The organism is Paenibacillus sp. FSL H3-0286, assembly GCF_045040705.1.
Taxonomy (GTDB): Bacteria; Bacillota; Bacilli; order Paenibacillales; family Paenibacillaceae; genus Paenibacillus_AQ; species Paenibacillus_AQ odorifer.
The window spans coordinates 2317410-2332690 of sequence record NZ_CP150285.1 but is presented as its reverse complement, the minus strand read 5'-3'; the positions used below and the strand labels follow the sequence as shown (position 1 = coordinate 2332690).

The following is a 15281-nucleotide window of genomic DNA, read 5'->3' as shown; positions in this document are numbered from 1 at the left end:
GACTGATATTATGTCCAACCCAGATTAAATCGTAAGTTTTACGATTTAACAAATTTGATAATATCGTAATCATTACGATTTGTAAACCCAAAACTGAAAATTAATCGTAATAATAACTATTAGTCCTTTTTCGAATACAACAAAAATCCGGAATCCCACCTTCTGGATTCCGGATTTCCACCGTTAATTTACTAAGTATCTATTCCTCAGCAGCCGCAAGGAGTTCTTCAACAGGCCACGGAAGTGGATTGTTGAACTTTGTCCAATCCTGCTTCAGCTCCTCCGCTGTCAGCAGACATCTGTCCAATCTGGCTTCGAGTTGTGCCTGATCTATATTTACACCGATAAATACGATTTCATTTATTCTATCGCCCCACTGCTCGTCCCATTTTGCCCGCAGCTCAGGTTCGCTTTCCAGCACCTCCAGCTGCTGATCCTTAGGCATTGTAGCCAACCAGTAACCAGCAGGTCCGAACTGAATGGAAGGTCCTGCCTGACTTACAGTAGCTGCAAGATCACCTTTTGCCGCTACCCATGCCACCCCTTTTGCCCGAACGACCTCTTCCGGCCAGTTGCTAAAGAAAAAACTTAATCTTTGCGGGTGGAACGGTGTTCTCCGGCGATAGACGAAAGAAGAAATCCCGTATTCCTCCGTCTCAGGGGTATGGGTCTCTTTATTCAGCTCGGCGATCCAACCAGAGGATAAGCTTGTTTTCTCAAAATCAAACAATCCGGTATTTAGAATTTCCTTTGGATCTACTACGCCGTTAATTGTACGGATCAGCTTAGCAGACGGCTGAAGCTTACGCAGCACAGCTTCAAGCTTATTGAGTTCATCTTCTTTCAACAGATCGCACTTATTAAGCAGCAAGACATCACAAGTTTCGATCTGATCAATAAGCAGATCCACAATATCGCGGAAATCCCCTTCTCCAGCCGTTTGGTTGCGGTCCATCAGACTATCACCTGAGGAGAAGTCATGCCAGAAACGCCCAGCATCCACAACAGTCACCATCGTGTCTAATTGAGCAAGCGAAGTCAGATCAATATCCAACTCGGGATTGGCATAGGTAAAGGTCTGTGCTACTGGTACAGGTTCGCTAATGCCTGAGGATTCAATCAGGATGTAATCAAATCGCCCTTCCGCAGCCAGTTTTTGTACTTCGACAATCAAATCATCACGAAGTGTACAACAGATGCAACCATTGGACATCTCAACCAATTTCTCTTCAGTCCTGGAAAGCGTATTTCCGGACTTCACCAGATTCGCATCCACATTCACTTCACTCATGTCATTTACAATAACAGCTACTTTAAGACCGTCACGGTTGTGCAGAATATGATTCAACAATGTTGTTTTCCCAGAGCCCAAATATCCACTGAGCACGGTAACAGGGAGCTTTTTCAACTATACCACTCCTATCGTTTATAAAATCAAGATTAAAAACATCCGCCCTTAACGGGTTTCGCGATGTAAGGTTACTCTCTTTAGGCGTGGACAATATTTTTTCATTTCCATACGCCCTGGATGATTTCGTTTATTCTTGGTAGTGGTATAGTTGCGATCTCCTGTCTCCGTACATGCCAGAGTAATGATTACTCTCATCATTTCCATCTCCTTTTGATTAAATCGTAATAATTACGATTAACACATCGTACACGGTTTATTCACAATCTGTCAACTATGATCTTGTAAAAATTTCAACTCTCTTAATTTTGTGGTCTTTCTGGTGGACAAATTACGTATAGATGGAATTATAAAAAATATGATTCTTGTAATTCCTAGAGAATCAGGCAGGAGTGGAGATCATGAAGATACCAGTAATTATTTTGAGCGGGTTTCTGGGGAGCGGGAAGACAACTCTGCTGTTGTCCCTGCTGAAAGAGAGCAAGGTAAGAGGGCTGAATCCAGGAGTAGTAATGAATGAACTGGGCAAACGAGATGTGGACGGGTATATTTTGCAGGAGCATACCGGTACAGCTGTAACTAAACTGCTGGACGGATGCGTATGTTGTAGCCGTAAAGAGGATTTGGCAGATAGCCTGATGGTGCTGCTGAGAGGACGTCCAGATGCCATTTATATGGAGTTGACCGGCGTCGCCGATCCTGAAGAAATCGCCAAAACGTTGCAGGAAACTCCTCTACAGGATCTGGTGGAGCTGCACTATACCATCACTCTGTTAGATGCGGAAAATGCTCTGGAATATAACAGCAGACTCTCCTCTGACAAACAGCTCGTTCGGACCCTGCGTAAGCAGCTTTCCACAGCTGATCTTATTGTCGTTAATAAAAGTGATCTCGTAGAACCGGAAACCTTATGGCGAATTGAAAAGGGAGTTCGTAAACAAAATACGGAGGCTGAAATTGTATACACCCATTACAGCGAAATCAACCTCTCTCCGATATTGTCAGGAATTATCCCACGTAAAATCATAGCTCCGGCTCCACAGCGAGCGCCTCAAACCTTCAAAGGAGCATCATTGAAACAAATGCATTCAGAGCATGGGGGAACCGCTGTAAAAGAGCTGCATGAGGAGCAGCATGCTTCTTTCTCGCAGGTAACAGCCATCACGTTAACCATTCCGCAGGTAAGGACAACTATGCCTTCTAAAGAACGCCTAGAGGCCTTCTTCCAAGAATGGGGTGACAACCTATTACGTGCCAAGGGGCATATTCTTTTGTCCGAACAGGAGCCGGTTCAGCTTGTTCAATATGCGGGGATGCGTACTACCTGGGAAGCCTCTCGTTATCCTGGTATGCCTTATGTAGTGTTCATCGGGATGAATATAGATGAAGAACAGCTGGCAGATCGGTGGTCCGCCTTATTCGAGTTTTGACTACCTTTTCACCATTAAAAATACTGCCGTTGCTCCTCCCGATCTCGTTCCTGATTATCATTGGTTTTGTATGGCTGCCGAATCATCTGGAACTGCTGGATAATGCGTACATCGACACCTTCAAAACCGCTTTTATCGGCATATTGCTGGAAGCCTTGCCGTTTGTATTAGCAGGAGCATTGTTATCTTCACTGCTTCGCGTCTTTATCCCGGATGAAATGATTTCCCGGTGGATTCCGCGGCGACCTCTTCCGGCCATTCTGTTCGCATGTCTGCTCGGAATTATTTTCCCGGTCTGCGAATGTGGAATGATCCCACTCGTCCGCCGGCTTATCCATAAAGGTATGCCTGTTTACGTGGCTATCGTCTTTATTTTGTCCGGACCGATCCTAAATCCTGTCGTCTATGGGGCAACCATGACAGCATTTCGCAGCCACTCGGAGCTGGCCTATGCCCGTATGGGTCTGGCGTTTGTTGTAGCCTGTCTCATAGGCTTGATAATCTACGCAACGGTCAAAAAATCTCCCATCCGCCTAAATGTTCAGCGTGAAACGGGGGAAGCTCATCAGAATAATTCTCGCGGGGGAAAAATAGCCGCTGTCTTCGTCCATACCTCAGATGAGTTTTTTGAGATGGGGAAATATTTAATGATCGGCTGCTTGTTAACCGCTGGTATTCAGACATTTATGGTTCAAGACAGTCTGGCCGCGATCGGAGCTAAGCCGCTGGGGTCATATTTCTTCATGATGGGACTGGCATTTGTGCTCTCGCTCTGCTCCACCTCAGATGCCTTTGTAGCTTCCACCTTCGTACATTCTTTTCCATCTGGGGCTCTGCTCGCTTTTATGGTATTCGGACCCATGCTGGATTTCAAAAATTCATTGATGTTGCTCTCACTGTTTAAGACCAAATTCGCTCTTTATTTGTTCTTTCTGATCTTCGCAAGCGTGTTTGTTGGGGCGGTATTCATGTCCTTGTGGCTGTAATTCATAGAGGTGGTAAGCTGTTGCTTACAACATGGGTAGGAGGATAGAGCATGAATGACTCTCGTAGCATCCGGTTTCACTATTTGTTAAGGGCGGTCATTCTGCTCGCTTTCGCCCTCTATATCGGGCATCTGGTACAGCAGGACGCTTTGCATTATTATGTAGCTCCTAAACTGGCACGCTGGGTTCAATTATGCCCAATCCCGCTGACACTTATGGCGCTCAGTCTGACCATACAGGCTTTATTTGGCAAAGGTAGTGTTCTCTGTGACTGTGAGCATCGGCTCCCACATTCTTTTTTCAAAAGTACAGCGCTATATGGATTATTCCTTTTTCCACTGCTGCTCGGATTTCTTCTTCCTGATCGCGCATTGGGAAGTATGGCTGCTGCTAAAAAAGGAATCTCCCTATCCTCCTTGCCCACTGAAGCTAAAAATTCCGCGAGATTCGAGTCCATTGATCCTTACCATGAAGAGCTTACTGAGCTGGCCAAGATCCTTTATGCACAACCTGTGGTCCCAGTTTATTCGGCGATTTTCTCCGAAACTTTAGGTGCGCTTGAGCTGTACAAACAACAATTTGCAGGCAAAGAAATTACTATTTCCGGCTTTTTATATCGTGATCAAGGTGAACATTCAGAGAATTCTTTTGCCATAGGTAGATTTCTGGTCCAATGCTGTACTGCCGATGCTACACCTTTTGGGATATTAGTGGATTCCGGCAAGCTAAAAAGCCTGCCTACCGATACCTGGATAGAGGTCCGGGGCAAGCTTCAAGTTGTTCCCTATAAAGGTCAAGAAATTATGCAAATTAGTGCAGAGTCTATTACACCTATCAAACAACCCGTAACACCTTACATCTACACCAGTCCTGACTCTATCACCGCATGGAAGGAGCTAGAAGGCTCAACTAAGATTACTAAATAATCGCATCTAGCTCATCCTCATCATTCTCAGACTTATTAGGATTAAATACTTCTACCATAATACGAGCTGGAATACAGATAATTTGCTGTTTGGGTCTTGAGATGAACCCCATTTCCAAAGCAATTCTTAAGGGAGCATCAGAATAGGTCATTTGGATTCCATAATCAAACACCTTTAGTGTATTGTGGCCGAATTTCGTTTGAATATCTATAATTTGTTCTTCTTTAGTCAAAGAAACGGTTTTGTACTCTTTACCGTCCACCGTAATTATAGCTTTCAAATCCCCTTGCTGATACTGCTCATTGCTGCTGTCCCACCACTTCATGCCATAAATCAAGCCCGCAGCTAACAAGGCTATCACAATAATTAAAATATCCCCGCGCTTCATTGTTAGCAAGATAAGAATCCTTTCATGACAAATAATATACGTAATGATTACGATTAATATCAATATATTAATCATAACCTTATTTGTCAATGATGCTCACCTAAACGAATTTGGGCAGACCACTCTCTTAACACCCGGTCGAGCTCTTTTATCGAGATGGGTTTAGAAATGAAATCCTGCATTCCAGCACTAAGACACATCATCTTATCTTCATCTCTGGCAAAGGCTGTAGCCGCAATGATGATTGGATTCAGCCCAAGCTTCTCACGTATGATTCCTGTTGCTTCTATTCCATCCATAATAGGCATCTGAATATCCATAAATACCAGATCATAATGATTGGAAAGCACAGCCCGAACTGCTTCCTCACCATTTAAGGCGATGTCAGGAACATATCCCCTCTTTTTCAGATACGCCTGCATAAGCTGCTGATTCACAGGATGATCTTCAGCAATAAGAATGGACATCGGTCCATATTCACCGGTAGTTAACTCTTTAACAGTGGATTTATCATTTCTGACCAAATCCGTTGAGGCGTTGACGGTCAATTTCTGATCCCATTCCTCTTTGGGTAGAGAAACCTCCACTGTAAAATAAAACTCCGAGCCTTCATTCTCACAGCTATTTACACCGATAGATCCGCCAAGAAGCTCGGCCAGCTTTTTACTAATGGCAAGGCCAAGTCCTGTTCCGCCATATTTACGATTGATCGACGGATGCAATTGCGAGAAGGATTGAAATAATAGACCTTGGCTGGAAACTGGAATCCCCAACCCAGTATCTTTTACGACAAATTTCACGATAAGATTTCCGGATGCCTCTGAGGCTTCTAGCATAACAGAGATACTGATTTCACCTGTCTCCGTAAATTTCACTGCGTTCCCAACCAGATTTACGAGAATTTGACGCAATCTCGCCCCATCAGTCATGATGACGGCTGGAAGCTCAGGAGATAACTCGCTAGTAAGTAAAAGCCCTTTTTCCTTAACCTTCGGATAAAACAGTTCACAAACGTTCTGTATCACTTCATGCAAATCCACCATTTGCAGTTCAAGCGTCATCATGCCTGCTTCAATTTTGCTGAAATCCAGCACTTCATTCAGAATATGAAGCAATGCCTCTCCGCTTTTGTTAATGATCTGTGTGTAGTAGCTTTGCTCTTCATCCAGCTCCGTCCCAGATAAAAGATCAGCCATCCCAATAATACCGTTCATAGGCGTACGCAGCTCATGGCTCATGATCGCTAGGAACTCCGATTTTGCCCGGTCGGCTTCCTCGGCAGACTCCTTCGCCCGCACAATCTCCTTCTCCTCCGTGATATCACGAAAGACGACAACCGCCCCAATCCGTTCATCACCATCAAACAGTGGGGTCATTCGATATCTGACTAAAAAGCTTGAACCATCCTGCCTCCAAAACACACCCTCCCTATCTTCAATAGTGAGATTATTGGAGCGCGAAGGAAGCAGCTTCTTCTGAATTCCTGTAAAAGACTCGTTATCCAGCCAGGTTTGGTGAATCGCATGAAATTTGCTGTTTCCCCACTCAGTAGGATCGAAACCCAACATAGTAATGGCTGCTGGATTAATGAACATCGTGTTGCCTTCAAGGTTCATCCCAAATATGCCCTCAGAGACCGAATTCAAGATCAGCGCATACTCGTTACTTAATTTCTGTATTTCTTCAAAATGACGCGTACGTTCCCCAATGTCGCGGGTTACACAGACAAGCTCTTGATTCCCGCAGGTCTCAGAGTAAATATACCGCAGTGTCGTTTCTGTCCAAATACAGGTTCCGTCTTTGCAAATAAACCGGAGAATAACAGGCTCAAGCTTCTTCCCCTCCATACAATTGCTGAGATATGAAGTTAATTTGATTCTGTCCTCCGGATGTATGTAATCAATCCCTCTAGTTCCGCACATTTCTTCTGGTGCATAGCCAAACATAGTCTGGCAGATGGGTGAGGCATACAGATAGGTAAAGCTCCCGTCCGCTGCATTACGTGAAATGAAGTCCATAGAATTTTCTGAGATCAGACGATAGTTCTGCTCACTTTCCCGCAGTTGTTCTTCCATTCGTTGACGTTCGGTGACATCCTGGGCTATCCCGCTGATCTGCAGCAGTCTTCCTTCTTCATCCGTAATCACTTCCCAGTGCGCATCCAGAAATTTCAGTTCTCCATCCGCACTATGAATACGGACCGTTACTTCGCCATTAGTCCCATTCTCCATGGATTGATGTACTAACCGTTCAAGTCTGATGAAATCGTCAGGATCAATGCAAGCAAAAACACGTCTGTAATCAAAATAAGAATGATTGCTCTCATCTTCCAAAAAGCCAAAAATATTACGCATCTCTCTGGAAACCGTCAGCCGTGATTTTGTCATGTCCCATTCCCAGGATCCCATCTTCGCAAGGTGTTGCGCTTTAGCCAGCATATCCTCGTATTTCTTGCGCTGAGTAATATCGCGACCAATGGTTAATATCTGTTTAACGTTCCCCTGCTCATCACGTACCACTTGGGAAGAACTCTCTATCCACAAATAATGTCCATCTTTATGACGGGCTCTACGAGTAAATACGTCCGTATCGGAATATATCTTACCTTGTTCAATCATCTCTAGAGCATCATCTACGTGATAATACTCGGGTCTTTTGGTACCTATCATTTCTTGTGCAGAATAACCTAATAGCAGCTCCACTGAGGGAGATACGTAGTGCAGTGTCCCGTCAGGATCGCCAAAAGAAATCATATCCGGTGTATTTTTCGTAATCAAATTATATAACTGCTCATCTTCATGAATCTTTTGTTCAGCAAGTTTTCGGTCAGTGATATCCGTTAACTCAGAAATCAGGACATAGGGTTCACTGGAATTCTCCTGATAGATTAAAAATATATGTTGGGCTACCCAGATGATTTCTCCATCCTTACGCAAGAACCGCCGTTCTTTCTCCAATGCAGTCCCAGGCTCAGCTAGCAAATCGTTCAGGATAACGGAATGATCGTTATTAGTTTTATCTTCCGGATACACAAGATCCAGATAATTTATATTCAAAAGATCTTCTTCTGCATAACCAAACATTTGGCATAGCGCAGGATTCGATTGTAATAACGTCCCGTCCTTCGGAGAGACTACCGCAATCCCGATAGAAGACCGTAAGTATAGCTGTTTAAAAAGAAAATCAGACACCTGTAAGCCTCCTCTTTTGAAAATGGGGGACTATATTAACAAACTTGTAATAATTTCAGTATACCTTTTTTTCGGTAAATAAGCTTGATAGTTGAGTCCTAAATGATAGACTGGTAACTTTCGCAGTAAAACTCCGCAAAAATAAACAGCAAGTCTCCCTCTGAAAAGGAAACTTGCCGTGTGTGCATGTTACAACTCTAAAGTCCTATTCTATTATCAAATTTTCCAGCTGAAGCTTCTTAATTTTCTTACGGATAGGTGCACCAATAATTAAAAAAACAAGACCTAACAAAATCAACATTCCGCCCATTATTACGTTTACCATGCTGAGATTCTGTGATGAAAAAGAATAATTTATTACACCAATCATCACATTAAATAGGCCTAAAATCAACTCTAGCCACATTACAGATTTCCATAACCTGTTGATTCGCTTATAGTGTTTTATTCTGGATTCCAGATCTGTGTAAATATCAAACGGACCTTCCACTGACTTCTTTCTAAGGTAAACCCAGCGCATGTAAGTACTCACACAATCTATACCGTTTTCCTCTAAAAACTTGAGATATTTGATGCTATCCGGATGATCCGGCAAGTTATCTAAAAGCTCAATTCTATACGTGTACTCATTATTGGGGGTCTCTGTAAACACATATTTGCACCAGGATAATTCTGATAGAGCCATCCCCTTCGCAGACATTTCATTAAGCCACTTTTCTTCCTTCTCATAATCCCAAATCAGTTTGCGAACCACATGTTTCATTTGGACTCACCTCCAGCTATTCTCTTACCATTGGCTATCAATTCTTCCAGACGGATGATCTCTCCCTGAATCACTGACTTTCCTAAGTCGGTAATTTCGTATTCTTTTCTACGGGAACCTTGCTCCCCTTCCACTGCTTTTATCCAGCCTTTTTCCAGTAAAGTGTTAAGTGCTCCGTATAAAGTGCCCGCGCCCAGATCAACCCGACCGTTACTTAAGTCCTTCACATTCTGCATAATTGCGTATCCGTGCATTGCTGTATATAGAGACAATAAGATATAAAATACAGCTTCAGTTAATGCGCCTCTTTCTGTGCTTTCAGGCATCATTTCATCCCCATTCTATTACTGTTGTCGATATATCGGCTTCCGTAATACCATTATTACGGAAGCCGATATAATTGTCAATACAAAAACACCCATTTTTTCATCGCAGCGATTATGAGCGCAACAAAAAAAACGCCTAGCACTTAGCTAGGACGGATTTGTTGGGGGGCTACTCAGCAGCTAGATACTCCCACCGTGGCACCTATTCCTTCCTCATTATGAAGTATCGGACTGAGATGCCGCTATTTCCGAAAAATAGCGTGTTTCAGCTTACGTTCGGACTCAGATGCAGCTATTCGTCTCCAAACACTCGCTTTTCACACGATTCCTTAGCAATAAGCGCTATGCAGTCCGAAACCTCTGTAAAATGTGCCAAAAATCAATAATAGCGGCCATACGGTCCGTTAGCAGACATTGTTCGTACAGATTCTAAAACTACAAAAGTCTATACAAAAAAATAGGCCAGATAAGATATGTAAAAAAGGAACATACCCAACCTGACCTATTCTTTATTTTGTTCTGCATAGTTTTTTATGGTCTCTCTTTTGAGGCATTTTTAACCATGACACCTAGTACATTTTTAAACGTTTGAAGATCCTGTTCGGAAATATTGGTGATCGTATCATCTTTAAACTTTTCGGCAACCGGCAGTAAATCGAGATAGATCTGTACTCCCTTATCTGACAATTCCAACTGCTTGACTCGCTTATCCGCATGGGTGCCAGAGCGATGCAAGAAACCCTCAGATTCTAATTTTTGAAGCAGCCTGACTACGCTGGGCTCTTTTATAGACATTTTATCTGCTAGTTCTCTCTGGGTAATGGATTCACTGGTATAGATGTAATACATCGCAATCCATTGGCTCCGGGTCATATTATACGGCCGAAATTCCTTTTCCAAGGCTTCCGCGAATATTTTTGCACTACGGTTTGCAATAAAGGCCATACAGTCATCTAAATTAAACACTGTTTACACCAACCAATCCCAACTGTTTTATCTTAAAATAATCAACTCTTTTCTAATTTATTATAGCAAAATATATTAAGGAAGCTGAACATACTTTTCAAGTGATCACATAGTTCATTTATTTAGGCTGCAGCAGGATCCATCTCCCGAGATACTTAGAACAACTTATCCTTGATGCAACGCCCCAATTCCTAAACCGAATGCAGCTTCATGAATTACTTCCCCAGTAGTTGGATGGGCAAAGATTGTCTGTGTAATCTGTTGTTCCGTAAGCCCATTGGCAATCGCAAGTGTAAGACTACTAATCAGAGAAGACGCATCGGGACCAATGATAGACCCTCCCACAATCTGTCCGGAGCCATTATCTTTGATTAATTTGATAAAACCTTCCGGTTCATTCATTGTCAATGCTTTTCCGTTACTTGCAAAAGATACCTTACTCACACGATAGTCCAGCCCATTCTCCTTACATTCATCTTCCAACAGCCCGACGCTGGCAATCTCTGGAGAGGTGAAAATTACATTCGGTACCGCGGAATAATGCATATCTTGGGATTCACCGAGTAAGGTGTTTACAGCCGTAATGCCCTGATGTGAAGCAACATGAGCAAGCTGAATAATGTTAGTTACATCGCCAATCGCATACACATTTTCTACATTCGTACGCATTTGTTTATCAACGGCAATACCTTTACCACGTTCATTTAGTTGAATACCTGCTTTTTCGATATCCAGACCCTCTAGGTTAGGCTCGCGTCCAATAGCGACCAATACTTTTTCACTAACTAGCAGATGCTCACCCTCACTATTCTCATAGGTTACAATCGCCTGACCATCATCCGCACGTTGGATTTTGGAAACTTTGGAGTTGGTGTGAATATGAATCCCAGCCTGCTGAGCTAAACACATAATTTCTACCGAAATATCACTGTCCAGCATCGTTAGCAGACGGTCCATAAATTCTACAACATGAACTTCAACTCCTAGGTTACGGTAAATGAAGGCGAATTCCATGCCGATAACCCCACCACCGATGATAGTTATTACCTTTGGTAACTCTTCGCAGGCGAGCGCTTCAGTACTGTTCATTACAAATGGCAGATCAATTCCTGGGATATTCACCTTGGAAATCCTCGAGCCTGTTGCCACAATGATATTTTTTGCTGAAATATGGTAACTATTTTCGCCGGTTACCTTCACTTCATGCGCCGATAGGAACGAAGCGTGGCCGCGAACAACCTGAACACCGTTTTTTTCCATTAAATAACCAACGCCGGAGACCAATTTCTCTTTGACTTCATTTTTACGACGAATAACCTGCTTCATATCCACTTGAAGATCAGATCCTGTTGTTATACCAAACAAAGAGGAGTTTTTTATTTCATGACAGATTTCAGATGATTTGACTAAAGATTTTGTAGGGATACAGCCAACATTTAAGCAGGTACCTCCTAATTCTTCTTTCTCAATCATCGCTACCTGAAGTCCTTTTTTTGCTGCATAAATAGCGGCAACGTAACCTCCTGGTCCTGCTCCAATGATAAGCAAGTCAGGGTTTATAGCATGAGTTTGTTGCACGGCGACTGCAGGTTGTGGGACAGATGATTGGACCGGAGCCTCCACCTGGATCGGATTTACTTCAAATAAGACTTGATTTGAGGCAATCTCGCTCCCCTCTTCAAATAATATATTGATAATAATACCCTCTTCTGCCGCTTCAATCGATCTGTTGCCTTTTCCAGTTTCAATCTGTACCAAGGTATCTCCTGCAGATATCTTGTCTCCGATATTTACATTTATCTTGCCTGCTTTCCCCTTTTTGCCACCTGGAATCATAGACATTTTTATTTCCATCGTTATGCTCCTCATATCCTTGAGGGAACTCATAAAGAGCCCCCTCAAGCGAATGTATTAGTGAATGACTACGCCTGCTTTTACCAGCTTCACACCGTTAGCAAGACAATCTCCAACAGGACATGTCTTCTCGATAAAGTCTGCAAAAGCATCTGCCTTTTCTTGGCTTTCGTTGGTTTTAAAATGCATAACAAAACGAATTTCTTGGAAACCATTTCTCACATCTGCAAGACCCATGAAACCATCCGGATCTAAGTCTCCTTCAAGTTCAACATAAAATTCTTCGAAGCTAAAATCGTTAGCGTCTGCAAAGGCACTAGCGACAATGGACTGACATGCACCAAAGGCACACAATAACGCCTCGACGGGATTCAAACCAACATCGGTCCCCCCCAAATCCTCTGGTTCGTCCATAATAATCTTAAAACCTCTAGAATTGGTTTCAACTTGCATTCCATTAGGCAGTTTTTTAGCTGTCGCTTTAAAAGTAGTTAACATATTTATTACCTCCTCCTTAAGATTGTGAAAATAATAACATAGTAATCGATGAATATCAATACTTAGCTAAGTAAGTATTTTTTCGAAGAAGAACTCGAACCTGATTCAATAAAAAAACAGGTTTCCAATCTACCTGAATAGGTAAATCAGAAACCTGTTTTTGTTGATAGGATGCGGTCAAGAGGACTCGAACCTCCACGATATTGCTACCACTGGCACCTGAAGCCAGCGCGTCTGCCAATTCCGCCATGACCGCATATTATGTAACTGGCGACCAAAACCGCCTGTACATAATACTATACTCCCTCTGCATTTAAAACGCAAGGTTTTTGTGTTATTGAAATAGGCTTCATATAGACTCATAGGTATAACCAATCAATATTATTCAGTTTATATATTTCTATTATAAAGCCTCCTATGGTACAACATAGATAAAGTAAGGCGCTATGACGGAGATGTCGGAATAATCGATCAATAGAAAGGATGAATACTTATGAACCAACAGTGGAATACCCAAACCTATGATACTGATATGGCCTTTGTGTCTCAGTTTGGAGAATCATTGATTGAGCTGCTTCACCCACAGCCAGGCGAACAGATTATCGATTGGGGCTGTGGAACCGGGGATTTGGCGGCAGCCATTGCTGCTAAGGGCGCCACTGTGACAGGTATTGATGCCTCTGCCGAAATGATTCAGACAGCCCGTGACAAGCATCCCCATCTAAGCTTTGTCTTAGCTGATGGGCAAACTTATGTCGCGGAACAGCCAGTCGATGCTGTGTTCAGCAACGCTGCCCTTCACTGGCTAACAGACGCAAACGGAGCGGCGGCGTCCATTGTTGCCAGCCTGCGGGTAGGCGGCCGTTTCGTGGCCGAGTTCGGTGGACTGGGCAATATTGCTTCCATCGTCGCTGGCCTTCCACAAGCTTTTGCAGCCATTGGCTGTAGTCATAAGCTGCATTTGCCCTGGTACTTCCCAAGCGTTGGCGAGTATGCAACTCTACTAGAGAAGCACGGACTGACCGTGGACCTCGCCCTTTGTTTTGACCGGCCAACACCACTGGAAGGCTTGGAGCAAGGATTTCAGCGGTGGCTGAATACTTTTGCCGATGGAATCTTAAGTGTGCTCACACCGACCGAACGCGCAGAAGTTCTCTCTTCTATGGAACAGAAATTGAAATCCAAGCTATATCAGGACGGCCGCTGGGTAATGGATTATCGCAGAATCCGGATTGTTGCTTACAAACGAAGCTAGAATAGATAAGAAATACTTCTCATGTTCAATAGCCAAAAAAAGAGTGCACTGGCGCTTAATACGCGCTAGTACACTCTTTTTTACACGGGATCCTATTTTCTGTCTCCAACATACCGATCACTGCCAGCGCCAAGCCCGACAACCATCAACAGTACACTTGCACCCAGCAGTAAAATCAATGGCACCGTCCAGCTGTTCGTTACATCATGCAGCCAGCCGAATAATGCCGGTCCCATTGCTGCCAGTACATAACCCACAGATTGGGCCATTCCTGACAGCTCCGCCGCTTCTTGCGTGCTTCTTGTTCTTAGACTGAAGAACATCATCGCAAGACCGAAGGCAAATCCTCCGGCAATACCAAAGCATACCGCCCAGACAGCCATTAAAGCGCCGCTGCCTTGCCAGATGCCACCTAATGCGATGAAATAAAGAACAGCAGTGATTATAACTAGAATACGTTGGTTCTTCATCCGGCCTGCCCACAGCGGTACGAAGAAAGTAAAGGGTAGCTGTGCCAATTGCATGAGCGAGAGAAACCAACCCGCATTACTCGACGACATTCCCCGTTCACCGAGGAGAACCGAAAACCAGGCAATAAAGACGTAATAAAGCAGTGACTGTAAGCCCATAAAGATCGTGACTTTCCAAGCAAGAGATGAACGCCACATATTTTTGCTTGAGGCTGCACTCTTAGAGCCGGTTCCTTGATTAAGCTTACGCATTTGCGGAATCCAGAACACTGTTGCTAGAGCTGCGATCATAAACCAGATGGCCAAGGTCCCTCTCCAACCGAATCCAGCATTCGTTGCCAGCGGTACACTAATTCCTGAGGCAATAGCTGCGCATAAATTCATAGAAACCGTGTAGATACCTGTCATTAGCCCGATTTTGTGAGGAAACTTCCCTTTAATAAGACCTGGAAGTAGTACATTACACACGGCAATGGATAATCCAAGTATAGCAGTACCTGTGAACAACAGACCTGCTCCAGATCCCGAGCGAATTAGAATTCCCATAGCCAGCATGACCATGGCAACTAATAACACATTAGCTAAACCAAAACGGCGGGCCAGCTTTGGAGCAAACGGGGACAAGATGGCAAAAGCCAATAATGGTAAAGTAGTAATAGCTCCTGCTAGAGTATTGGATAAGCCGAGGTCATCCTGAATCAATTGTATTAATGGACCCACAGAAGTAAATGGAGCCCGCAGCGCTGCAGCGATAAAAATAATTCCCAGCACAAGCAGCCAGCGATCATATTTGCTGTCCATTAAGCTATTATTCTGAATG

14 protein-coding genes and 1 tRNA gene are annotated in these 15281 nt (G+C 43.6%); 4 read left to right on the top strand and 11 right to left on the bottom strand.

The genetic code is table 11. The features are described 5' to 3' along the window. Positions 1-199: 199 nt before the first annotated feature. Positions 200-1408 (bottom strand): GTP-binding protein, encoded by a 1209-nt coding sequence (locus MHB37_RS09925; RefSeq protein ID WP_076125069.1) that lies wholly within the window; start codon positions 1406-1408, stop codon positions 200-202. A gap of 48 nt (positions 1409-1456) precedes the next feature. Then, entirely contained in the window at positions 1457-1606 is a 150-nt protein-coding gene (gene rpmG / locus MHB37_RS09920) for a 50S ribosomal protein L33 (RefSeq protein WP_076098468.1), read from the bottom strand. A gap of 203 nt (positions 1607-1809) precedes the next feature. Here rpmG and MHB37_RS09915 point away from each other — a divergent pair, with 203 nt between their 5' ends. Genes MHB37_RS09915 through MHB37_RS09905 form a run of 3 tightly spaced genes read left to right on the top strand, consistent with a single transcriptional unit; the run spans position 1810 to position 4750 of the window. Next, positions 1810-2838: a GTP-binding protein gene (locus MHB37_RS09915; protein WP_036679372.1), complete on the top strand. Its 1029-nt coding sequence runs from the start codon at positions 1810-1812 to the stop codon at positions 2836-2838. Then, positions 2835-3824, top strand: coding sequence for a permease (locus tag MHB37_RS09910; protein ID WP_076191311.1), 990 nt, complete (start codon positions 2835-2837; stop codon positions 3822-3824). Before MHB37_RS09915 ends, MHB37_RS09910 begins: the two co-directional genes overlap by 4 nt. Positions 3825-3874: 50 nt before the next feature. After that, entirely contained in the window at positions 3875-4750 is an 876-nt protein-coding gene (locus tag MHB37_RS09905) for a TIGR03943 family putative permease subunit (RefSeq protein WP_076191309.1), read from the top strand. On the opposite strand, the gene MHB37_RS09900 is transcribed toward MHB37_RS09905, so the two are convergent. The 8 genes from MHB37_RS09900 to MHB37_RS09865 all read right to left on the bottom strand — a co-directional run bounded on the left by MHB37_RS09900 (position 4743) and on the right by MHB37_RS09865 (position 12992). Then, the gene (locus MHB37_RS09900; RefSeq protein ID WP_405169192.1) at positions 4743-5228 is read right to left on the bottom strand and encodes a NusG domain II-containing protein; all 486 of its coding nucleotides are present in this window, start codon (positions 5226-5228) and stop codon (positions 4743-4745) included. The two genes, MHB37_RS09905 and MHB37_RS09900, sit on opposite strands and share 8 nt — an antisense overlap. Beyond that, positions 5225-8329 carry a PAS domain S-box protein gene (locus tag MHB37_RS09895; protein ID WP_405169191.1) on the bottom strand — a complete coding sequence of 1035 codons (3105 nt, stop codon included), beginning with the start codon at positions 8327-8329 and terminating at the stop codon, positions 5225-5227. Before MHB37_RS09895 ends, MHB37_RS09900 begins: the two co-directional genes overlap by 4 nt. A 205-nt stretch (positions 8330-8534) precedes the next feature. Next, positions 8535-9092, bottom strand: coding sequence for a DUF2812 domain-containing protein (locus MHB37_RS09890; RefSeq protein ID WP_076125063.1), 558 nt, complete (start codon positions 9090-9092; stop codon positions 8535-8537). Then, positions 9089-9418, bottom strand: a complete 330-nt coding sequence (locus MHB37_RS09885) for a PadR family transcriptional regulator (RefSeq protein ID WP_036679357.1) — start codon at positions 9416-9418, stop codon at positions 9089-9091. Before MHB37_RS09885 ends, MHB37_RS09890 begins: the two co-directional genes overlap by 4 nt. 531 nt (positions 9419-9949) lie before the next feature. Next, positions 9950-10384 carry a MarR family winged helix-turn-helix transcriptional regulator gene (locus tag MHB37_RS09880; protein ID WP_076125059.1) on the bottom strand — a complete coding sequence of 145 codons (435 nt, stop codon included), beginning with the start codon at positions 10382-10384 and terminating at the stop codon, positions 9950-9952. Between the two features lie 165 nt (positions 10385-10549). Continuing rightward, a complete protein-coding gene (gene lpdA / locus MHB37_RS09875; protein ID WP_076191305.1) occupies positions 10550-12238 on the bottom strand; it encodes a dihydrolipoyl dehydrogenase in 1689 nt (562 codons plus the stop codon). Between the two features lie 57 nt (positions 12239-12295). Continuing rightward, complete coding sequence (locus tag MHB37_RS09870) at positions 12296-12736, bottom strand: OsmC family protein (protein WP_076125055.1); 441 nt, start codon at positions 12734-12736, stop codon at positions 12296-12298. Positions 12737-12908: 172 nt separating this feature from the next. Then, a tRNA-Leu gene (locus MHB37_RS09865) sits at positions 12909-12992 on the bottom strand. A 237-nt stretch (positions 12993-13229) separates the two neighbouring features. On the opposite strand from MHB37_RS09865, the gene MHB37_RS09860 reads away from it, so the two are divergent. Next, positions 13230-13991 carry a methyltransferase domain-containing protein gene (locus tag MHB37_RS09860; protein WP_076184332.1) on the top strand — a complete coding sequence of 254 codons (762 nt, stop codon included), beginning with the start codon at positions 13230-13232 and terminating at the stop codon, positions 13989-13991. A 92-nt stretch (positions 13992-14083) separates the two neighbouring features. On the opposite strand, the gene MHB37_RS09855 is transcribed toward MHB37_RS09860, so the two are convergent. Continuing rightward, positions 14084-15262, bottom strand: a complete 1179-nt coding sequence (locus tag MHB37_RS09855) for an MFS transporter (RefSeq protein WP_248549329.1) — start codon at positions 15260-15262, stop codon at positions 14084-14086. Between the last annotated feature and the right edge of the window lie 19 nt (positions 15263-15281).

Coding starts and splice junctions, on each gene's coding strand:
- rpmG (WP_076098468.1), bottom strand. CDS start 1,606: ATGAGAGTAATCATTACTCTGGCATGTACGGAGACAGGAGATCGCAAC.
- MHB37_RS09915 (WP_036679372.1), top strand. CDS start 1,810: ATGAAGATACCAGTAATTATTTTGAGCGGGTTTCTGGGGAGCGGGAAG.
- MHB37_RS09905 (WP_076191309.1), top strand. CDS start 3,875: ATGAATGACTCTCGTAGCATCCGGTTTCACTATTTGTTAAGGGCGGTC.
- MHB37_RS09890 (WP_076125063.1), bottom strand. CDS start 9,092: ATGAAACATGTGGTTCGCAAACTGATTTGGGATTATGAGAAGGAAGAA.
- MHB37_RS09885 (WP_036679357.1), bottom strand. CDS start 9,418: ATGCCTGAAAGCACAGAAAGAGGCGCATTAACTGAAGCTGTATTTTAT.
- lpdA (WP_076191305.1), bottom strand. CDS start 12,238: ATGGAAATAAAAATGTCTATGATTCCAGGTGGCAAAAAGGGGAAAGCA.
- MHB37_RS09870 (WP_076125055.1), bottom strand. CDS start 12,736: ATGTTAACTACTTTTAAAGCGACAGCTAAAAAACTGCCTAATGGAATG.
- MHB37_RS09860 (WP_076184332.1), top strand. CDS start 13,230: ATGAACCAACAGTGGAATACCCAAACCTATGATACTGATATGGCCTTT.
- MHB37_RS09855 (WP_248549329.1), bottom strand. CDS start 15,262: ATGGACAGCAAATATGATCGCTGGCTGCTTGTGCTGGGAATTATTTTT.